Source organism: Streptomyces sp. D2-8, from assembly GCF_023184515.1.
Classification (GTDB): Bacteria; Actinomycetota; Actinomycetes; order Streptomycetales; family Streptomycetaceae; genus Streptomyces.
Genome location: NZ_JAAHBP010000014.1, coordinates 50,778 through 69,671 on the forward strand (window position 1 = coordinate 50,778; position 18,894 = coordinate 69,671).

Consider the following 18,894-nt stretch of genomic DNA (forward strand, 5'->3'; position numbering starts at 1 on the left):
TGGGTGACATCAGGCCGGGGCCTCCCCAGCTTCGACCTGGTCGTGCCCTCGCGCACACAACCGGAGCCTGAGGCTCTGGATCTCCTCACCGATCGGACAGTCGCCCGCCCCAAACCCCCCGGGGCGCGCGACGTTCCGGTCCGGACGGCCGCCTCGGAACTCCCCCCCTGTTCCGTGGCGGCCGACCTCCATTTCTGCCCCCTTGTGCGGTGCCGTGAGTCGTGGTCAGGCCGGGCTCTGTGGGGAAGGCGCGGGCTCGGGGCGGTGGACCCCCCGCGGGCGGTAGCCCAGGACGTCGGCCAGGCCGAGAACGTCCGCGAGCAGCCAGATGATCGCGAGCCACATCTCCGTGCCCTGGAGGCCGGGTTCGCGCCCCGGACCGGTGCCGTCGGGGGCGGGGCCGAAGCCGAAGCCCTGGCCGGGGTGCCAGCGGCGCAGGGCGGCGGTGAGCTGGGACGCCGCCCAGGAGCGGGCCTCTTCGCGGCGGTGGGTGGTCTGCCGGGCGCAGAGCCACAGCGGGTGGATCACGTCCAGGACGTTGCAGGCGTACTCCCGGCCGGGTGCGTCAGGACGTCCGGGTGAACGGCCGCCGTCTCCGCCACGAAACAGCCCTCGCCCAGGCGCACCTCCCCGGGCCCCGCGAGCAGCCGCTTCTGCCGCTGCTCCTGTGCCGCGCGCTGCCCATCGGAGGCCTGCCCGGCGAAGAGCCAGGGGCAGTGGTCGAAGAGGCTGTCGTCGTGGGACGGCTGGTTCACGTGTCCTCCGCAGGGGCCGCGAGTCGGCGTCTGTGCTCGTGCCAAGCTGTGCCCCATGCCGATCACCGCGAACCGGGAACGCGCCGCACTCCCGGGCTGCGTCGCCCTCCTGCTCGCCCTTCCGGCCCTCCTCTTCGCCCTGACCACCTGGCAGGTCGTCGCCGACGGCCCGCTCGTCCGGCTCGACGAGCGTCTCAGCCGTGTCCTCGTGAACCCGGACCGCTGCTCCGAACTCCTCGCCGACCTGGGCAACATCCAGGTCGCGGTCCCGGTCCTCGCCGTCGCGCTCGGGTACGTCGCCGTACGCCGGCGTCGCGTCGGCGCGGACCGCTGGTGGCTGCCCGTCGCCGCGGCGGCCCTGCTCATGGCCCTGGTCCCGGCGCTGGTCGTCCCGCTGAAGGAACTCACCGACCGCCCGGGCACCCCGGCCGTCCCGCCCGGCACCGGCTACTACCCCTCGGGCCACACCGCCACCGCCGCCATCGCCTACGGCTCCGCGACGCTGCTCCTGCTCCCCCGGCTCCGCACGACCCTGGCCCGCCGCGCCCTGATCACCCTCTGCGTCGCCCTGGTCCTCGGCGCGAGCTACGGCCTGGTCCGCCGTGGCTACCACTGGCCACTGGACGTGGTGGCCAGCTGGTGCCTGTGCGTGATCCTGCTGACGTCGCTGTGGCTGTTCGTCCGGACGGTGACGACACCCGGCCGGTCTCAACCACCAGGGCCCTGACCGTCGTTCTCCGTCGCCAGCCTCGCCGCCGCCTCGTGCATCGCCAGTTCCAGCAGGGCCGGGTCCGTCAGCATGCCCGAGCCGTCCGGGGGGACCAGCCAGCGGACGCCTCCCGGTGAGGAGCGGCCCGGGTACGGCACGACGATCCAGGTGCCCGCGCCGGCCGTACGGATGCCGGTGCCGAGCCAGCGGGCCGCGGTGCCCGGCGGAACGAAGAACCCCATGCGGGCGTCGCCGAAGTCGACGAGCACGGGGCCCGGCCGGTCGAGGACGCGGGTGAGCACGTCGAGCGTGGCGTAACCGAGTTCGCCGGGCAGGATGAGCACGTCCCACGCACTGCCCGCGGGCAGCAGCGCGACCCCCAGCGGGTTGCGCTCCCACTCCCAGCGGCAGGCCTCGGGATCGGGTGCGACGGATGCGAGCCACTCGACCGCCGTCTTCGCACCGGTCATCGGAAAGACCCCCTTCTCTCTCACGAACCTCACGGACGCGCAGGGCGTCCGGAGGGCATCACGAGGGAGAAGGGGGTGTCCCCCCGGTCATTACGCGGGTTCCGGAACCTCGTTGGAGTGAACCGGATCACACCCGGTCGGTCAGCTGTCGAATCCCAGCCCCAGGCGGTCCATCGTGCGCAGCCAGAGGTTGCGGCGGCCGCCCCGGGCGTCCGCGCGGGCCAGTGACCACTTGGTGAGGGCGATGCCCGTCCAGGCGAAGGGCTCCGGCGGGAAGGGCAGGGGCTTCTTGCGGACCATGTGCAGTTCCGTGCGTTCCGTGCGCTCCCCCGCCAGCAGGTCCAGCATCACCTCGGCGCCGAAGCGGGTGGCGCCGACCCCGAGGCCGGTATACCCGGCCGCGTAGGCGACCTTGCTCTGGTGGGCGGTGCCGAAGAACGCCGAGAAGCGGGAGCAGGTGTCGATCGCGCCGCCCCAGGCGTGACTGAAGCGGACGCCCTCCAGCTGCGGGAAGCAGGTGAAGAAGTGCCCGGCGAGCTTGGCGTAGGTCTCGGGGCGGTCGTCGTACTCGGCGCGGACGCGGCCGCCGTAGGGGTAGATCGCGTCGTAGCCGCCCCAGAGGATGCGGTTGTCGGCGGACAGCCGGAAGTAGTGGAACTGGTTGGCGCTGTCGCCGAGGCCCTGGCGGCTCTTCCAGCCGATGGACGCCAGCTGGTCGGTGGTGAGCGGCTCGGTCATGAGCGCGTAGTCGTAGACCGGGACGGTGTACGAGCGGACGCGTCTGACCAGGTTCGGGAAGATGTTGGTGCCGAGGGCGACCCGGCGGGCCCGGATCCGGCCGTAGGGGGTGCGTACGGCCATGCCCGCGCCGTACGGCTTCAGGTTCAGCGCCGGGGTGTGCTCGTAGACGCGCACGCCCAGGTCCACGCACGCCCGCTTCAGGCCCCAGGCGAGCTTTGCCGGGTTGACCATCGCCACGCCCCTGCGGTCCCACAGGCCCGCCTGGAAGGTGGGTGAGTTCACCTGCTCGCGGACGGCATCGGCGTCCAGGTACTCGACGCCTTCGGCCAGGCCCCGGCGGGCCGTCTCCTCGTGCCACTCGCGCAGTTCGCGCGCCTGGTACGGCTCGGTGGCGACGTCGATCTCGCCGGTGCGTTCGAAGTCGCAGTCGAGGGAGTGCCGGGCGACGGCGGCCTCGATCGCGTCGAGGTTGCGGTCGCCCAGCTCCTGGAGCGTGTGGATCTCGTCGGGCCAGCGGGCCAGGCCGTTGGGCAGGCCGTGGGTGAGGGAGGCGGCGCAGAATCCGCCGTTGCGGCCGGAGGCGGCCCAGCCCACCTCGCGGCCCTCCACCAGCACCACGTCCCGCTGCGGGTCGCGTTCCTTGGCGATCAGCGCCGTCCACAGTCCGCTGTAGCCGCCGCCGACGACCAGCAGATCGCAGGTCTCGGAGGTGGTGAGGGCGGGTTCGGGACGGGGCCGGCCGGGGTCGTCCAGCCAGTACGGGACCGGCTGGGCGTCGGAAAGCGAACGGGTCCACTGATTCATGGCGCTCGGGGCCATGATTTCAACTCCCTACGGTTATGCCTTCTGCCTGTTGCGGCGGTTTCCGGCAACCATGGAAACCAGGACGAACAGTACGGCGACGACGAACATGGTCGTGCCGATGACATTGATCTGAACGGGCGTTCCGCGCTGCGCCGAGCCCCAGACGAACATGGGGAAGGTGACGGTCGAACCCGCGTTGAAATTGGTGATGATGAAGTCGTCGAAGGAGAGGGCGAAGGCGAGCAGCGCGCCCGCCGCGATTCCGGGCGCCGCGATCGGCAGGGTGACCCTGACGAAGGTCTGGAACGGGCCCGCGTACAGGTCCCGTGCCGCCTCCTCCAGTTTTGGATCCATCGACATCACACGCGCCTTGACGGCCGTGACCACGAAACTCAGGCAGAACATGATGTGGGCGATGAGAATCGTCCAGAAGCCCAGCTGGGCGCCCATGTTGAGGAACAGGGTGAGCAGCGAGGCGGCCATGACGACCTCGGGCATCGCCATCGGCAGGAAGATCAGCGAGTTCACGGCGCCGCGGGCGCGGAACCGGTAGCGGACCAGGGCGAAGGCGATCAGGGTGCCGAGGAGCGTGGCGCCGAGCGTCGCCCAGAACGCGATCTGGAGGCTGAGGGACAGCGACCCGCACAGCCCGGAGACTCCGCACGGGTCCTTCCAGGCGTCCAGGGAGAACTGCTGCCATTCGTAGTTGAAGCGCCCCTTCGGTTTGTTGAAGGAAAACACCGTCACGATGACGTTCGGCAGGAGCAGATAGCCGAGGGTCAGCAGTCCCGCCAGAACGACGAGATTTCTCTTGAGCCAGTTGACGAAGGGCATTTAGACCAGATCCTCCGTCCCGGACCTGCGGATGTAGAGGGTGACCATGAGCAGAATGGCCGCCATGAGAATGAAGGAGAGTGCCGCGGCCGTCGGATAGTCGAGGACTCTCAGGAACTGTGTCTGGATGACGTTTCCGACCATGCGGGTGTCGGTGGAGCCGAGCAGATCGGCGTTCACGTAGTCACCGGCCGCCGGGATGAAGGTCAGCAGCGTGCCGGAGACGACACCCGGCATCGACAGCGGGAAGGTGACCTTGCGGAAGGTCGTCGAAGGGCGGGCGTACAGGTCACCGGCCGCCTCGTGGAGCCGTCCGTCGATGCGCTCCAGCGAGGTGTAGAGCGGCAGGATCATGAACGGCAGGAAGTTGTACGTCAGACCGCACACCACCGCGAGCGGGGTGGCCAGGACGCGGTCGCCGGCGGTCCAGCCGAGCCAGCTGGTGACGTCCAGGACGTGCAGCGTGTTCAGCGCGCCGACGACGGGGCCGCCGTCCGCGAGGATCGTCTTCCAGGCAAGGGTGCGGATCAGGAAGCTGGTGAAGAACGGCGCGATCACCAGGATCATGATCAGGTTGCGCCAGCGGCCCGCGCGGAAGGCGATCAGATACGCCAGCGGGTAGCCGAGCAGCAGGCACAGGATCGTCGCCGTGCCCGCGTAGAGCACCGAGCGGACGAACTGCGGCCAGTACGCGGACAGCGCGTCCCAGTACGTGGCGAAGTGCCAGGTGACCTTGTAGCCCTGCTCCAATGAGCCCGTCTGCACGGACGTGGAGGCCTGGTAGATCATCGGCAGCGCGAAGAACACCAGCAGCCAGAGGATGCCGGGCAGCAGCAGCCAGTACGGTGTCCAGCGGCCCCTGCGCTTCGGGGGCTTGGGCTCGGGCGCCCCAGGCGCGAGGGGCGGTGGCGCCTCGGTGAGTGTCGACATCAGACCGCCTCTTCCACTCCGGCGTCGGCGTCCTGGGCCGCGTCCAGGCCGAAGGTGTGGGCCGGGTTCCAGTGCAGGACCACCTCGGCGCCGGGCACCAGGCGGGGGTCGCGGTCGATGTTCTGGGCGTAGACCTCGAAGTCGGAGCAGACCGGGCTGTCGACGACGTACTGCGTGGAGACGCCGATGAAGCTGGAGTCGGCGATCCGGCCCGTGATGCGGTTGCGGCCCTCGGGTATCTCGCCGGCGTCGTCCGCGTGGGTGAGGGAGATCTTCTCCGGGCGGACGCCGACCAGCACCTTGCCGCCGGTCGTGGTGGGCGCGGAACAGCGCGCCTCGGGCAGGACGAGCTTGCCGCCGCCCGCCTTCAGCACGATCTCCTCGCCGCTCTTGGAGTCGACCTCGGCCTCGATGAAGTTCGAAGTGCCGAGGAAGTTGGCGACGAACGTGGTGCGCGGGTTCTCGTAGAGGTCGGTCGGCGCGCCCAGTTGCTCGACACGGCCCGCGTTCATCACGGCGACCGTGTCGGCCATCGTCATGGCCTCCTCCTGGTCGTGCGTGACATGCACGAAGGTGATGCCGACCTCGGTCTGGATGCGCTTGAGCTCCAGCTGCATCTGGCGGCGCAGCTTCAGGTCGAGGGCGCCGAGCGGCTCGTCGAGCAGCAGCACCTTGGGGTGGTTGATCAGCGCGCGGGCCACGGCGACGCGCTGCTGCTGGCCGCCGGAGAGCTGGTGCGGCTTCTTGCGGGCCTGCTCGCCGAGCTGGACGAGCTCCAGCATCTCCTCGACCTGCTTCTTCACCGACTTCAGACCGCGCCGGCGCAGGCCGAAGGCGATGTTCTCGAAGATGTCGAGGTGCGGGAAGAGGGCGTACGACTGGAAGACGGTGTTCACCGGCCGCTTGTACGGCGGCAGGGCCGTCACGTCCTGGTCGCCCAGGAAGACGGTGCCGGAGGAAGGTTCCTCCAGGCCGGCGATCATGCGCAGGGTGGTGGTCTTGCCGCAGCCCGAGGCGCCGAGCAGGGCGAAGAACGAGCCCTGCGGCACGGTCAGGTCGAGGGGGTGCACCGCGGTGAAGGCGCCGTACGTCTTGCCGATGCCCGTGAGGCGGACGTCGCCGCTGGGGTCTGTCTTGTTCGTCATGGTGGTCACGCCCCCGTCAGCTTCGCGAACTTCGCTTCGAACTCGGTCTCTTCCTTCGAGCTCAGCGAGCGGAAGGCACGGGACTTGGCGGCCATGGCCTTGTCGGGAATGATCAGCGGGTTGTTCGCCGCGTCCTCGTCGATCTTCGCCAGCTCGGCCTTCACGCCGTCGACGGGACACACGTAGTTGATGTACGCGGCGAGTTCGGCGGCCGCCTTCGGCTCGTAGTAGAAGTCGATGAGCCGCTCGGCGTTCGTCTTGTGACGGGCCTTGTTGGGGATCAGCAGGTTGTCGGTCGACGTCATGTAGCCGCTGTCCGGGATGAGGAAGTCGATGTCGGGGCTGTCCGCCTTGAGCTGGACGACGTCCCCGGCCCAGGCGACGCAGGCGGCGAAGTCGCCGCTGGTCAGGTCCGAGGTGTAGTCGTTGCCGGTGAAGCGGCGGATCTGGCCCTTGTCGACGGCCTTCTGGAGCCGGGCGATGGCCGCGTCGTAGTCGTCGGCGGTGAAGTCCGCCGGGTCCTTGCCCATGTCGAGCAGCGTCATGCCGATGCTGTCGCGCATCTCCGACAGGAAGCCCACCCGGCCCTTGAGCTTGGGGTTGTCCAGCAGGTCGGAAATCGACGTCACCTCGATGCCGTCGAGGGCCTTCTTGTTGTAGGCGATGACGGTCGAGATGCCCTGCCAGACGTACGAGTAGGCGCGGCCGGGGTCCCAGTCGGGGCTGCGGAACTGGGCCGACAGGTTGGCGTAGGCGTGCGGCAGGTTGGCCGGGTCGAGCTTCTGCACCCAGCCGAGGCGGATGAGGCGGGCGGCCAGCCAGTCGGTGAGGACGATCAGGTCGCGGCCGGTGTCCTGGCCCGCGGCGAGCTGCGGCTTGATCTTGCCGAAGAACTCGTTGTTGTCGTTGATGTCCTCGCTGTACTTGACCTTGATGCCGGTGCGCTTGGCGAACTGCTCCAGCGTCGGGTGGTGCTTGCCGCTGTCGTCGACGTCCATGTACTCGGTCCAGTTGGAGAAGTTCACCGTCTTCTCCTTGGCCGAGTGGTCCTCGGCCGAGACGCCGCCCTTCGACTGGCCGGCCGCCGGGATGCCGCAGGCGCTCAGCGTGCCGAGTCCGCCGACGGCGAGCGCGCCGCCCGCGGAGGCGCGCAGCAGGGACCGCCGGGTGAGGGCGGCCCTGCCGTTGGTGAAACTGCGCCGCATGGCGGCCACTTGGGCCGGGGACAGGCGGTCGGGCTCGTACTGCTCCATGCGCGTGGTGCCCTTTCGAAGGGTGGGCGGCCGCGGGTCAGGCGGCCTGCATACGACTATCGGTCCCCGAAGACGGTGCGGTGCCAGTCCTTCGCGGCCACCGCGGTGTTGTCGAACATGACATGCTTGACCTGGGTGTACTCCTCGAACGAGTACGCGGACATGTCCTTGCCGTAGCCGGAGGACTTGTAGCCGCCGTGTGGCATCTCGCTGATGATCGGGATGTGGTCGTTGATCCACACGCACCCGGCCTTGATCTCGCGCGTGGCCCGGTTCGCCCGGTACACGTCCCGGCTCCAGGCGGAGGCGGCGAGACCGTACGGGGTGTCGTTGGCGAGCGCGAGGCCCTCGTCGTCGGTGTCGAAGGGCAGCACGACCAGGACCGGCCCGAAGATCTCCGACTGGACGACCTCGCTGTCCTGGGCCGCGTCGGCGATGAGGGTGGGCCGGTAGTAGGCGCCCTTGGCGAGCTCGCCCTCGGGTGCCTCGCCGCCGGTCACCACGCGCGCGTAGGCCCGCGCCCGGTCCACGAACCCGGCGACCCGGTCCCGCTGGACGTGCGAGATCAGCGGGCCGAGGTCGGTGCCGGCGGCGAAGGGGTCACCGAGCCGGACCGTCTCCATGAGCGCCGCGGTCCGTTCCACGAAGGCCTCGTACAGGGGCCGCTGCACGTACGCGCGCGTGGCGGCCGTGCAGTCCTGCCCGGTGTTGATGAGGGAGGCCGCGACCGCGCCGTGGGCGGCGGCCTCCAGGTCTGCGTCGTCGAAGACCACGAAGGGCGCCTTGCCGCCGAGCTCCAGGTGGAGGCGCTTGACGGTGGCGGTGGCGACCTCGGCGACGCGCTTGCCGACGGCGGTGGAGCCGGTGAAGGACGTCATGGCCACGTCCGGGTGGCCGACGAGGTGCTCGCCGGCCTCCCCGCCGGTGCCGGTGACGATGTTGATCACGCCGTCCGGGATCCCGGCGTCCGTGGCCGCCTGGGCGAAGAGCAGCGAGGTCAGCGGGGTGAGCTCGGCGGGCTTCAGGACGATGGTGTTGCCCGCGGCGATCGCCGGGAGGATCTTCCAGGCGGCCATCTGGAGGGGGTAGTTCCAGGGCGCGATCGACCCGACGACCCCGATGGGCTCGCGCCGGATGTACGACGTGTGGTCGCCGGAGTACTCACCGGCGGACTGCCCCTGCAGATGCCGTGCGGCACCGGCGAAGAAGGCGGCGTTGTCGATGGTGCCGGGGACGTCGAACTCGCGGGTCAGCTTCAGCGGCTTGCCGCACTGGAGCGACTCGGCGCGGGCGAAGTCCTCGGCCCGGTCGGCGAGGACCGCGGCGAACCGGTGCAGGGCGTCGGACCGCTCGCCGGGGGTGGTTCCCGCCCAGCCGGGGAAGGCCGCGCGGGCGGCGGCCACGGCCCGGTCGACGTCGGCCGTGCCCGCCAGCTCGTAGGTGAGGACCTCCTCGCCCGAGGCCGGGTCGACGACCGCGTGCGTGCGACCGGAGGTGCCCCTGGTCAGGCGGCCCGCGATGAACTGCGCGCCTTCCGCGAAGCGCTCCTCGGCCGGAAATCGGTCCGGGGTGGCAGTGCCCGGGTTGTGCATGTCGCTCTCCTCCGTGTCCCCGTGATGGGGCCGGCGTGGCTCAGGCTCGATTTGAGTGCCGATCCTGACAGAGGTATGCCACTCCAACAAGTGATTCCGTTGTTGATTTTTGGTTACGCGACGGAATCTGTCGACCAGGTGTCGAGTTCGCCGCGAAAAGGCAGGACGCTGTGTCAGTGGTGCGTGCCAGACTCGCGTGCATGGAGAAGATCACGGGGGCGGTCGGCTCGCAGGAGGCCCTGATCAGGGCGGTCCGCGCGGGGGCCAGGATCACGTATCTGCACTTCTGGGGGCACCGGCCGCGGCCGGACGGCCGGATCGGTCCGAGCTGTCTGAGCCAGTGGTGGCCGGCGCCGTTCATGGTGGGCGGCGTGGCGTACGCGACGGCCGAGCACTGGATGATGGCGGGCAAGGCCCGGCTCTTCGAGGACCCGGCGGCGGAGCGTGCCGTACTGGCCGCGGAGCATCCCGCCGAGGCGAAGAAGGCGGGGCGGCTGGTGCGGGGGTTCGACGAGGCGGTCTGGCGGCGGGAGCGGTTCCGGATCGTCGTGGACGGCAGCGTCCACAAGTTCGGTGCGCATCCCGAACTGCTGGCGTACCTGCTGGGCACGGGTGAGCGGGTGCTGGTCGAGGCGAGCCCCGTGGACCGGGTGTGGGGCATCGGGCTGGCCGCGGACGACGAGGCGGCGGCCGATCCGGAGCGGTGGCGGGGGCCGAATCTGCTGGGGTTCGCGCTGATGGAGGCGCGGGCACGGCTGCGGACCACCGGGGCATGAGCGAGGGGCCGGTCCCGAGGACCGGCCCCTCATGAGCCCTCGGAGCTCCGCTCAGGCCGCCGCGCCGAGCCCGCCCATGATGCCGGCGAACAGCAGGAAGCCCAGCAGCGGCAGGATCACGGTGGCGATGATGCCGCAGACCAGGCCCGCGGTCGCCGCGCCCTTGTTCGTGGCCTCACCGCGGGTGGCCTTGCCGCGGCCGATGGCGCCGAAGATGATCGCCAAGATGCCCAGGATCACGCCGAAGAACCACATGATGAACGTCACGCTGCAGACCACGCCGATGATGCCCAGCACCAGCCCCGTGGTTCCCATGCCGTTGCTCGGCTGCGCGGGCATCCCGTAGCCGGGCGCCTGCGGGTAAGCCACGGGCGGCGCGGCCGGGTAGCCGGGGCTGCCCTGGGGGTAGCCGTAGCCCGGGCCGGGCTGCTGCGGATAGCCGTATCCCGGGGCCGGCTGCTGCGGCGGCTGGGCGGGCGGGCCGAAACCACCCGGGGGCGGGTTGATGTTGGACATGGACGAACTCCCCTCCGTTGTCAGACCAAGGCATCGTAATGGCCAAGTCGGCCGTACAGACGCCCTGTTTCAGCGGTGGGACGGCGCGGTGGCCACCGGGCCGAGGGTGCCGTAGTACGGGTCGTCGTCGTAGTCGTCGCTGTTGATCGCGGCCGTGATGCCGACGGCGATCAGGACGATCACCGTGATGCCGAGGATGACCCCGATGATGCCCATGATCAGACCGGCCTGGGCCTGGCCGTGGTTGGTGGCCACTCCGGCCTCGGCGCGCTTGCGGCCCTTGATGCCGAAGACGATGGCGAGGATGCCGGTGACCAGAGAGACCACGCCGTAGAGGCAGAAGAGGGTGCAGGAGATGATGCCGAGCACCATCGCGGCGACGCCCATGCCGTTCTGCGGGGCCATGGGCATGCCGGGCCAGCCGTAGCCGGCCTGCGGGTAGCCGGGGTAGCCGTAGCCGCCGGGCGCTCCCGGGCCGGTGGGAGCCGCGGGCGGGGGCGGGACGGCGCCGGCGCCGGCGCCGGACGGGTCGTACTGCGGCGTGCCGGTGGGCGGGGTGAAACCCGGCATGGAGGTGACCGTGGCCTGGTCGTGCACGGACGGCGGCTGCGGCGTCTGGTTCTTGTCGAGCGAGGGCGTGCTCTCCGGAGGCGCCCACGGGTCGTGGCTGCCTCCGTCGGGCTGCGTCGCGTCCGTCATCGTGCGTCCCCCCTGGGTCGATCGTCCCGTCATGCTACGGGGCCGTTCGGCGCGGGCCACAGCGCGGGGGCGTGGGGGCTGGTCGCGCAGTTCCCCGCGCCCCTGAAGGAAGGGCGCTGCACCTCACGCATACGATGAATTCCGAGTCATCGATCAGCCGATCACCCGCGCCCCGCCCGCCTCACGCCGGCAGCGGCGCCGTTCCGGGGAGGAACCTTGACCCAGCATCTCGTCGACCCCCACGCCCCGCGCGACCTCGCGGCGTTCATCGCGGAACTGCCCAAGGCCGAACTGCATGTGCACCACGTGGGATCCGCCTCCCCCCGGATCGTCTCCGAACTGGCCGCGCGGCACCCCGACTCGAAGGTGCCGACCGACCCCGAGGCGCTGGCCGACTACTTCACGTTCACCGACTTCGCGCACTTCATCGACGTGTACCTGTCGGTCGTCGACCTGATCCGCACCCCGGAGGACGTCCGGCTGCTGACCTACGAGGTGGCCCGGGACCTGGCCCGGCAGCGGGTGCGGTACGCCGAGCTGACCATCACGCCCTTCTCGTCCACCCGCCGCGGCATCGACGAGCGGGCCTTCATGGACGCCATCGAGGACGCCCGCAAGTCCGCCGAGGCCGAGTTCGGGACCGTGCTGCGCTGGTGCTTCGACATCCCCGGCGAGGCGGGCCTGGAGGCCGCCGAGGAGACGACCCGGCTCGCCACCGACGACCGGCTGCGCCCGGAGGGCCTGGTCTCCTTCGGTCTCGGCGGGCCCGAGGTCGGCGTGGAACGGCCGCAGTTCAAGCCGTACTTCGACCGGGCGATCGCCGCCGGGCTGCACTCCGTACCGCACGCCGGCGAGACGACCGGCCCGCAGACGGTGTGGGACGCCCTGACCCACCTGCGGGCCGAGCGCATCGGGCACGGCACCAGCTCCGCGCGGGACCCGGAGCTGCTCGCGCACCTCGCCGAGCACCGGATCCCGCTGGAGGTGTGCCCGACCTCGAACATCGCCACCCGCGCCGTCCGCACCCTCGACGAACACCCGATCAAGGAGTTCGTGCGGGCCGGTGTCGTCGTCACCGTCAACTCCGACGACCCGCCGATGTTCGGCACCGACCTCGACAACGAGTACGCGGTCGCCGGCCGGCTGCTCGACCTCGACGAGCGGGGCCTGGCCGAACTGGCGAAGAACGCCGTCGAGGCGTCCTTCCTGGACGCGGCGGGCAAGGCCCGGATCGCGGCCGAGATCGACACGTACACCGCGCAGCGGCTCGCCCGGTGACGCCCGCCCCGGTCGCCGTGGCCCACCGGGGCGACCCCTACCGCGTCCGCGAGAACACCGTCGCCTCGCTGCGTTCCGCCCTGCGCCGGGGCGCGGACGCGGTGGAGATCGACGTACGGCTCACCCGGGACGGCGTGCCGGTGCTGCTGCACGACGCGACGCTCAAGCGGCTCTGGGAGCACGAGCGGCCGGTGCTCGCGCTGTCCTTCGAGGAAGTGCGCGGGCTGACCGGCGGCGGGGTGCCGGCCCTGGCCGAGGCGCTGACCGCGACCGACGGGCACCGGGTGATGATCGACCTGCCCGGGTCGCCCGACGTGCGGGCGGTGCGCCGGATCATGGGCGTCGTACAGGAGGCGGGGGCGGCGGACCGCGTCTACTACTGCGCGGGCGCCGACGCCATGCTCGCCGTGCGCGCGGCGGATCCGGCCGCCGAGATCGCCCTCACCTGGACGACGCTGGCCCCGCCCCGGCCCGTCCTGCTGGAGGCGATCCGCCCGCGCTGGCTCAACTACCGCTTCTCCCTGGTGGACCGCCCTCTCGCCGAGCGCGTGCACCGCGACGGCCACCTGCTGTCCGTCTGGACCCCCGACACGCGCCGCTCCATGCGACGGCTGCTTCAGGCGGGCGTGGACTCGATCACGACGAACCGCGTCGACGTGCTGTGCGCTACACGCGCGAGCGCTGCGGCACCGTCGCCGGATCGGCCGGGGTCGCGCGCGTGACGTACTGCGGCACCGGCGCGCCGTCCGTGCCGGTGTCGCGGACGAGCCCGTAGCGGATGGCGCCGTCGGCGGGGCCCTCGTTGACGTCCTTCACCACCGCGTCCCGGTTCGACGTGGAGACGGCGATCCCGTAGTCGCAGCCCCGTTCGTTCTGGTTGAGGGTGACGGTGCCGTCGAGGTAGAAGTACTCGTTCTGCCACATCTGCTGGGTGCCGGGCGGCAGCACCGCGTATCCGATGTCCGGTCCGCCCATGCCGGTGGCGTAGCCGTTCGGGGCGCCGGGCAGCGGGTCGTCCATCCGGCGCCAGCCGCCGGACGCCACGTGGAACAGCCTGCCCTTCAGGCCGGTCCAGGTCGGCATGACCACCGCGCCGGGCCGGGCGTGCGGCGAGATCTGCCAGCGGACCAGGACATAGCCCTGACCGCTCAGCGTCACACTGTCGCCACGGTGCTGCATGACGGCCCTCGGGCCGCCGGTGCTGGTGATGCCGGACTCGGGGCGGCGCGGCAGGGCGGCGGGCCGGGCGTTCGGGTCGGGGGCGCGGTCGACGGCGTCGACGACCGTGCCGTAGAGGTCGGTCTTCTTCGTCGCCGGCGGCGAGGACCTGGGGGTGGGGGTCGGCGGAGCGGAGGGCAGCGGGGGTTCGGAGGTGGCCGGGGCCGTGGGGGTGACCGCGGCCCGGGGCGGCGGGGCGTCCGGCGGCTGGGTGACGACGTAGGCGCCGCCCGTGACGATCGTCGCGCCCGCCGTCATCGCGACGGCCGGCTTGGTGAGCGCGCCGAGCAGCTTGGCGGACCAGCCGGCCGAGGTGGCGGCCGCCGCGGTCTTGCCGCCGAAGGCGAGCGACAGGGTGAACCCGACGGGCAGCGGGACGAGGGCGATGCCGGCCAGGAGGCGTTCGGCCGGGACGACGGCCTCGCGGGTGCCGCCGCAGTAGCCGCAGCCGCGGATGTGCCGGGCCAGCCGCTTGCGCCACACCGAGTCGGGCCGGCCGTTCCACCGGCCGGTCACTTCCCGCAGGCCGGGGCAGGCGCCGTCAAGGGCACGGACGATGCCGCGCGAGGTCTCCAGGCGCTCCTTCATCCGCTGGACGCGCACGGCGGCGTGCTGCCGGGTGATGCCCACGGCGGCGGCCAGTTCGCGCCGGGTCAGTTCGCCCGCGACTTCCAGCCACCACAGCGACAGCAGTTGCCGGTCCTCGTCGTCGAGCCACCGCACCGCCTCGGCGACCTCGCGCCGCTGCCCCTCCAACTGGAGCCGCAGCACGGTCAGTTCGGCGAAGTCGGAGGCCGCAGCCTCCTCCAGCCGGTCCGGGGTCCGGTGCCGGGCCCGGTCGCGGATCTGCCGCATGGCGATCGCCACCAGCCAGGACCGGAAGCTGTCCGGGTCGCGCAGCGAGCCGAGGTGACCGACCGCGCGCAGCATGGTCTCCTGCACGACGTCGTCGACGTCGGCGTGCCCGTTCAGGGCCCGGCCCACGATGTTGTAGACCAGCGGCAGCCAGCCCGCGACCAGTTCGTCCAGCGCCCGCCGGTCGCCGGCCTGCGCCGCCGTGATGACGGCACGCCAGTCCTGACTGTCCACGGTGGCCTCTCGACGCCTGGGTTCACTGATGTTCCGCACGCACCCTCTCAGCCGGTCCCGGGGTCCTCGCCATGTCGGAGATCACATGGTGGAGACGGCGTGAAGGGCGGGCGATAACACTTTTTGCCCCCGGCGCCTTTTGATCATGTTCGGGAGGGGGTCGGCGCCGCCGCACCGCATCCTGGCCACGATCACCGGCAAGGACGGCCGGACCACGACCCGCCGGCTGACGCTCGACCAGGGAACGGGCCCGCAGCGGCGCGCCTTCCGCGTCGGCGAGGTCAGCGCCGTCCGCTTCACCATCGAGTCCGCCTACGGCATCTCGGGGAAGAAGCAGGTCATCATCGCGGAGATCGAGTTCTTCGGTCCGTCCAGCGCGAACAACACCTGAGCACGCGACGGCCCCGGACGGATGAAGCCGTCCGGGGCCGCTCTGCGGTGTCGGGTCCGCTTACGCGTCCAGCGACGTCATCACGTGCTTGATCCGCGTGTAGTCGTCGAAGCCGTACCCCGAGAGGTCCTTGCCGTAGCCGGACTTCTTGAAGCCGCCGTGGGGCATCTCGGCGACCAGCGGGATGTGCGTGTTGATCCACACACAGCCGAAGTCGAGCTTCTTGGACATCCGCATGGCCCGGCCGTGGTCCTTGGTCCACACGGAGGAGGCCAGCGCGTACTCGACGCCGTTGGCCCACTCCACCGCCTGCTGCTCGTCGGAGAACGACTGCACGGTGATGACCGGGCCGAAGACCTCCTTCTGGATGATCTCGTCGGTCTGCTTCAGGCCCGAGACGACGGTCGGCGCGTAGAAGTAGCCCTTGTCGCCGACCCGCTTGCCGCCGGCCTCCACGCGCGCGTGCGCGGGCAGCCGGTCGATGAAGCCCTCGACCTGCTTGAGCTGGTTGGGGTTGTTGAGCGGGCCGAACAGCACGTCCTCGTCGTCCGGCTGTCCGGTCTTGGTCTCGGAGGCGGCCTTCGCCAGCGCGGAGACGAACTCGTCGTGGATGGACTCGTGGACGAGCACGCGCGTGGCGGCGGTGCAGTCCTGGCCGGCGTTGAAGTAGCCGGCGACCGAGATGTCCTCGACGGCCTTCGCGATGTCGGTGTCCTCGAAGACCACGACCGGGGCCTTGCCGCCCAGCTCCAGGTGGACGCGCTTGACGTCCTTGGCGGCGGACTCCGCGACCTGGATGCCGGCACGCACCGAGCCGGTGATGGAGGCCATCGCCGGGGTCTCGTGCTCGACCATCATGCGGCCGGTCTCGCGGTCGCCGCAGATGACGTTGAAGACGCCCTTGGGGACGATCGAGCCGATGATCTCGGCCATGAGGACCGTCGAGGCCGGGGTGGTGTCGGACGGCTTCAGCACGACGGTGTTGCCCGCCGCGATCGCCGGGGCGAACTTCCACACGGCCATCATCATCGGGTAGTTCCACGGCGCGACCTGCGCGCAGACGCCGACCGGCTCCCGGCGCACGATGGAGGTCAGGCCCTCCATGTACTCACCGGCCGAGCGGCCCTCCAGCATCCGCGCCGCGCCCGCGAAGAAGCGGATCTGGTCGACCATCGGCGGGATCTCCTCGGAGCGGGTCAGCCCGATGGGCTTGCCCGTGTTCTCCACCTCGGCCGCGATCAGCTCCTCGGCGCGCTCCTCGAAGGCGTCCGCGATCTTCAGCAGGGCCTTCTGGCGCTCGGCGGGCGTGGTGTCGCGCCAGCCGGGAAAGGCCTCGGCGGCCGCCGCCATCGCGGCGTCCACGTCCGCCTGCCCGGACAGCGGAGCGGTCGCGTACGCCTCGCCCGTCGCGGGATTGACCACCTCGGTGGTCCGTCCGTCGGCGGCGTCCCGGAACTCACCGCCGATGTAGTTGCGCAAGCGACGCAGCTCGGTGCTCACTGCCGGCCCTCCAGTTCGGATGTCCAGTACTTGAGACACCCACCCTAGTCCGCCGACCCACGTTTTCAACACCCCCGCTCCCTTCGATCGTGCGGAATCCGCAGGACTGGGCTACCGAAACAACGGATTTCATCGATCGAGGCTTGCGGAAGTGTCGAGACCTCGTGCACAGTGACCTCGTGGCCAGTCGAAGCGCAGACCAGAAGGGGTCGCGGGAGCCCCGCGAGCCCTCCCGCGAGTCCAGGAACGGCAGCTCGCCGCAGCTGGACGCCGTCTCCCTCGCCATCATCGAGCAGCTCCAGGAGGACGGCCGCCGGCCGTACGCCGCCATCGGCAAGGCCGTGGGCCTGTCGGAGGCGGCCGTGCGCCAGCGCGTCCAGAAGCTGCTCGACCAGGGCGTGATGCAGATCGTCGCCGTCACGGACCCGCTCACCGTGGGCTTCCGCAGACAGGCGATGGTCGGCGTCAACGTGGAGGGCGACGTGGAGTCGGTCGCGGACGCGCTGTCGGCGATGTCCGAATGCGAGTACGTGGTGATGACCGCGGGTTCCTTCGACCTGATGGTGGAGATCGTCTGCGAGGACGACGACCACCTCCTGGACGTCATCAACAAACGCATACGGGCGGTGCCCGGAGTGCGCTCCACCGAGAGCTTCGTCTACCTCAAGCTCAAGAAGCAGACCTACATGTGGGGAACCCGATAATCGTGAGGACCCGATAGCCGTGAGCAAGGACCTCTCCCAGACCGCGTACGACCACCTGTGGATGCACTTCACGCGCATGTCGTCGTACGAGAAGGCCCCCGTTCCCACCATCGTCCGGGGCGAGGGCACGTACATCTACGACGACAAGGGCAAGCGCTACCTGGACGGCCTCGCCGGCCTCTTCGTGGTGCAGGCCGGGCACGGCCGGGTCGAGCTCGCCGAGACCGCCTTCAAGCAGGCGCAGGAGCTCGCGTTCTTCCCGGTGTGGTCCTACGCCCATCCCAAGGCCGTCGAGCTGGCCGAGCGCCTCGCGCACCACGCCCCGGGCGACCTGAACAAGGTCTTCTTCACCACCGGCGGCGGTGAGGCGGTCGAGACCGCCTGGAAGCTCGCCAAGCAGTACTTCAAGCTGACCGGCAAGCCCACCAAGCACAAGGTCATCTCACGCGCGGTCGCCTACCACGGCACGCCCCAGGGCGCCCTGTCCATCACCGGCCTGCCGGCCCTGAAGGCCCCCTTCGAGCCGCTGGTCCCGGGTGCGCACAAGGTCCCGAACACCAACATCTACCGCGCCCCGATCCACGGCGACGACCCGGAGGCCTACGGCCGCTGGGCCGCCGACCAGATCGAGCAGCAGATCCTCTTCGAGGGCCCGGACACGGTCGCCGCGGTCTTCCTGGAGCCCGTGCAGAACGCGGGCGGCTGCTTCCCGCCCCCGCCCGGCTATTTCCAGCGGGTCCGCGAGATCTGCGACCAGTACGACGTGCTGCTCGTCTCGGACGAGGTCATCTGTGCCTTCGGCCGGCTGGGCACGTACTTCGCCTGCGACAAGTTCGACTACGTGCCGGACATGATCACCTGCGCCAAGGGCATGACCTCGGGCTACTCCCCGATCGGCGCCTGCATCATCTCCGACCGCCTGGCCGAACCGTTCTACACGGGCGACAACACCTTCCTGCACGGCTACACCTTCGGCGGCCACCCGGTCTCCGCGGCCGTGGGCCTGGCCAACCTCGACCTGTTCGAGCGCGAGAACCTCAACCAGCACGTGCTGGACAACGAGGGCAACTTCCGCGCCACCCTGGAGAAGCTCCACGACCTGCCGATCGTCGGCGACGTCCGCGGCAACGGCTTCTTCTACGGCATCGAGCTGGTGAAGGACAAGCACACCAAGGAGTCCTTCAACGACGAGGAGACCGAGCGCGTCCTGTACGGCTTCCTCTCCAAGGCGCTGTACGACAACGGCCTGTACTGCCGCGCCGACGACCGCGGCGACCCGGTCGTCCAGCTCGCCCCGCCGCTGATCTCCGACCAGTCGACGTTCGACGAGATCGAGCAGATCCTGCGCGCCACCCTCACGGAGGCGTGGACGAAGCTCTGACGCCCGTCGCTCAGATCGTCTTCCTGGATGATCAACACCGGCCCCGGTGCCGCCCGTTCGAGTGAGAAACGGCGGCCCGGGGCCGCGTGCTGTCCGGCGTCCCGCCGCC

20 protein-coding genes are annotated in these 18,894 nt (G+C 70.6%); 7 read left to right on the forward strand and 13 right to left on the reverse strand.

The features are described 5' to 3' along the window. Positions 1-225: 225 nt before the first annotated feature. Both G3I77_RS24185 and G3I77_RS24190 read right to left on the reverse strand, forming a co-directional pair. On the reverse strand, positions 226-528 hold the full coding sequence (locus G3I77_RS24185) for a hypothetical protein (RefSeq protein WP_308311415.1): 303 nt from the start codon (positions 526-528) through the stop codon (positions 226-228). Further along, a complete protein-coding gene (locus G3I77_RS24190; protein ID WP_248507105.1) occupies positions 525-755 on the reverse strand; it encodes a hypothetical protein in 231 nt (76 codons plus the stop codon). Before G3I77_RS24190 ends, G3I77_RS24185 begins: the two co-directional genes overlap by 4 nt. A 55-nt stretch (positions 756-810) precedes the next feature. On the opposite strand from G3I77_RS24190, the gene G3I77_RS24195 reads away from it, so the two are divergent. Further along, entirely contained in the window at positions 811-1,482 is a 672-nt protein-coding gene (locus tag G3I77_RS24195) for a phosphatase PAP2 family protein (RefSeq protein ID WP_248507107.1), read from the forward strand. Here the strand turns inward: G3I77_RS24195 and G3I77_RS24200 are convergent. The 7 genes from G3I77_RS24200 to G3I77_RS24230 all read right to left on the reverse strand — a co-directional run bounded on the left by G3I77_RS24200 (position 1,464) and on the right by G3I77_RS24230 (position 9,233). Next, positions 1,464-1,934, reverse strand: a complete 471-nt coding sequence (locus G3I77_RS24200) for a hypothetical protein (protein ID WP_248507109.1) — start codon at positions 1,932-1,934, stop codon at positions 1,464-1,466. The genes G3I77_RS24195 and G3I77_RS24200 overlap by 19 nt on opposite strands. A 141-nt stretch (positions 1,935-2,075) precedes the next feature. Further along, positions 2,076-3,494, reverse strand: a complete 1,419-nt coding sequence (locus G3I77_RS24205) for an FAD-binding oxidoreductase (RefSeq protein ID WP_248507110.1) — start codon at positions 3,492-3,494, stop codon at positions 2,076-2,078. Between the two features lie 18 nt (positions 3,495-3,512). Next, complete coding sequence (locus G3I77_RS24210; protein ID WP_248507111.1) at positions 3,513-4,313, reverse strand: ABC transporter permease; 801 nt, start codon at positions 4,311-4,313, stop codon at positions 3,513-3,515. Continuing rightward, positions 4,314-5,243: an ABC transporter permease gene (locus G3I77_RS24215; RefSeq protein ID WP_248507112.1), complete on the reverse strand. Its 930-nt coding sequence runs from the start codon at positions 5,241-5,243 to the stop codon at positions 4,314-4,316. Further along, entirely contained in the window at positions 5,243-6,388 is a 1,146-nt protein-coding gene (locus G3I77_RS24220; protein ID WP_248507113.1) for an ABC transporter ATP-binding protein, read from the reverse strand. Before G3I77_RS24220 ends, G3I77_RS24215 begins: the two co-directional genes overlap by 1 nt. 5 nt (positions 6,389-6,393) lie before the next feature. Next, positions 6,394-7,641 carry a spermidine/putrescine ABC transporter substrate-binding protein gene (locus G3I77_RS24225; protein WP_248507115.1) on the reverse strand — a complete coding sequence of 416 codons (1,248 nt, stop codon included), beginning with the start codon at positions 7,639-7,641 and terminating at the stop codon, positions 6,394-6,396. 56 nt (positions 7,642-7,697) lie between these two features. Continuing rightward, entirely contained in the window at positions 7,698-9,233 is a 1,536-nt protein-coding gene (locus tag G3I77_RS24230; protein WP_248507117.1) for a gamma-aminobutyraldehyde dehydrogenase, read from the reverse strand. A gap of 200 nt (positions 9,234-9,433) precedes the next feature. On the opposite strand from G3I77_RS24230, the gene G3I77_RS24235 reads away from it, so the two are divergent. Continuing rightward, positions 9,434-10,009 carry an NADAR family protein gene (locus G3I77_RS24235; protein ID WP_248507119.1) on the forward strand — a complete coding sequence of 192 codons (576 nt, stop codon included), beginning with the start codon at positions 9,434-9,436 and terminating at the stop codon, positions 10,007-10,009. Between the two features lie 51 nt (positions 10,010-10,060). Here G3I77_RS24235 and G3I77_RS24240 read toward each other — a convergent pair whose 3' ends face one another. Both G3I77_RS24240 and G3I77_RS24245 read right to left on the reverse strand, forming a co-directional pair. Then, a complete protein-coding gene (locus G3I77_RS24240; protein WP_248507121.1) occupies positions 10,061-10,525 on the reverse strand; it encodes a DUF4190 domain-containing protein in 465 nt (154 codons plus the stop codon). 69 nt (positions 10,526-10,594) lie between these two features. Further along, a complete protein-coding gene (locus tag G3I77_RS24245) occupies positions 10,595-11,224 on the reverse strand; it encodes a DUF4190 domain-containing protein (RefSeq protein WP_248507124.1) in 630 nt (209 codons plus the stop codon). Positions 11,225-11,440: 216 nt separating this feature from the next. On the opposite strand from G3I77_RS24245, the gene G3I77_RS24250 reads away from it, so the two are divergent. Continuing rightward, the gene (locus tag G3I77_RS24250) at positions 11,441-12,502 is read left to right on the forward strand and encodes an adenosine deaminase (protein ID WP_248507126.1); all 1,062 of its coding nucleotides are present in this window, start codon (positions 11,441-11,443) and stop codon (positions 12,500-12,502) included. Next, positions 12,499-13,224: a glycerophosphodiester phosphodiesterase gene (locus tag G3I77_RS24255; RefSeq protein ID WP_248507128.1), complete on the forward strand. Its 726-nt coding sequence runs from the start codon at positions 12,499-12,501 to the stop codon at positions 13,222-13,224. The genes G3I77_RS24250 and G3I77_RS24255 overlap by 4 nt, the downstream gene beginning before the upstream one ends. Here G3I77_RS24255 and G3I77_RS24260 read toward each other — a convergent pair. Further along, positions 13,169-14,809, reverse strand: a complete 1,641-nt coding sequence (locus G3I77_RS24260; RefSeq protein ID WP_248507130.1) for a sigma-70 family RNA polymerase sigma factor — start codon at positions 14,807-14,809, stop codon at positions 13,169-13,171. The genes G3I77_RS24255 and G3I77_RS24260 overlap by 56 nt on opposite strands. Before the next feature lie 145 nt (positions 14,810-14,954). Here G3I77_RS24260 and G3I77_RS24265 point away from each other — a divergent pair, with 145 nt between their 5' ends. Further along, positions 14,955-15,200 (forward strand): hypothetical protein, encoded by a 246-nt coding sequence (locus G3I77_RS24265; protein WP_374386472.1) that lies wholly within the window; start codon positions 14,955-14,957, stop codon positions 15,198-15,200. A gap of 60 nt (positions 15,201-15,260) precedes the next feature. Here the strand turns inward: G3I77_RS24265 and G3I77_RS24270 are convergent, their stop codons facing one another. Continuing rightward, positions 15,261-16,700 carry a gamma-aminobutyraldehyde dehydrogenase gene (locus G3I77_RS24270; protein ID WP_248507131.1) on the reverse strand — a complete coding sequence of 480 codons (1,440 nt, stop codon included), beginning with the start codon at positions 16,698-16,700 and terminating at the stop codon, positions 15,261-15,263. A gap of 164 nt (positions 16,701-16,864) precedes the next feature. On the opposite strand from G3I77_RS24270, the gene G3I77_RS24275 reads away from it, so the two are divergent. Further along, positions 16,865-17,404 (forward strand): Lrp/AsnC family transcriptional regulator, encoded by a 540-nt coding sequence (locus G3I77_RS24275; RefSeq protein ID WP_175435010.1) that lies wholly within the window; start codon positions 16,865-16,867, stop codon positions 17,402-17,404. A 19-nt stretch (positions 17,405-17,423) separates the two neighbouring features. Beyond that, positions 17,424-18,785 (forward strand): aspartate aminotransferase family protein, encoded by a 1,362-nt coding sequence (locus G3I77_RS24280; RefSeq protein ID WP_374386477.1) that lies wholly within the window; start codon positions 17,424-17,426, stop codon positions 18,783-18,785. Positions 18,786-18,894: the final 109 nt, after the last annotated feature.

What these genes read in the sequence shown, in the direction of transcription:
- G3I77_RS24195 (WP_248507107.1), top strand. Translation starts at nt 811, where the DNA reads ATGCCGATCACCGCGAACCGGGAACGCGCCGCACTCCCGGGCTGCGTC.
- G3I77_RS24200 (WP_248507109.1), bottom strand. Translation starts at nt 1,934, where the DNA reads ATGACCGGTGCGAAGACGGCGGTCGAGTGGCTCGCATCCGTCGCACCC.
- G3I77_RS24205 (WP_248507110.1), bottom strand. Translation starts at nt 3,494, where the DNA reads ATGGCCCCGAGCGCCATGAATCAGTGGACCCGTTCGCTTTCCGACGCC.
- G3I77_RS24210 (WP_248507111.1), bottom strand. Translation starts at nt 4,313, where the DNA reads ATGCCCTTCGTCAACTGGCTCAAGAGAAATCTCGTCGTTCTGGCGGGA.
- G3I77_RS24215 (WP_248507112.1), bottom strand. Translation starts at nt 5,243, where the DNA reads ATGTCGACACTCACCGAGGCGCCACCGCCCCTCGCGCCTGGGGCGCCC.
- G3I77_RS24220 (WP_248507113.1), bottom strand. Translation starts at nt 6,388, where the DNA reads ATGACGAACAAGACAGACCCCAGCGGCGACGTCCGCCTCACGGGCATC.
- G3I77_RS24225 (WP_248507115.1), bottom strand. Translation starts at nt 7,641, where the DNA reads ATGGAGCAGTACGAGCCCGACCGCCTGTCCCCGGCCCAAGTGGCCGCC.
- G3I77_RS24230 (WP_248507117.1), bottom strand. Translation starts at nt 9,233, where the DNA reads ATGCACAACCCGGGCACTGCCACCCCGGACCGATTTCCGGCCGAGGAG.
- G3I77_RS24235 (WP_248507119.1), top strand. Translation starts at nt 9,434, where the DNA reads ATGGAGAAGATCACGGGGGCGGTCGGCTCGCAGGAGGCCCTGATCAGG.
- G3I77_RS24240 (WP_248507121.1), bottom strand. Translation starts at nt 10,525, where the DNA reads ATGTCCAACATCAACCCGCCCCCGGGTGGTTTCGGCCCGCCCGCCCAG.
- G3I77_RS24245 (WP_248507124.1), bottom strand. Translation starts at nt 11,224, where the DNA reads ATGACGGACGCGACGCAGCCCGACGGAGGCAGCCACGACCCGTGGGCG.
- G3I77_RS24265 (WP_374386472.1), top strand. Translation starts at nt 14,955, where the DNA reads ATGTTCGGGAGGGGGTCGGCGCCGCCGCACCGCATCCTGGCCACGATC.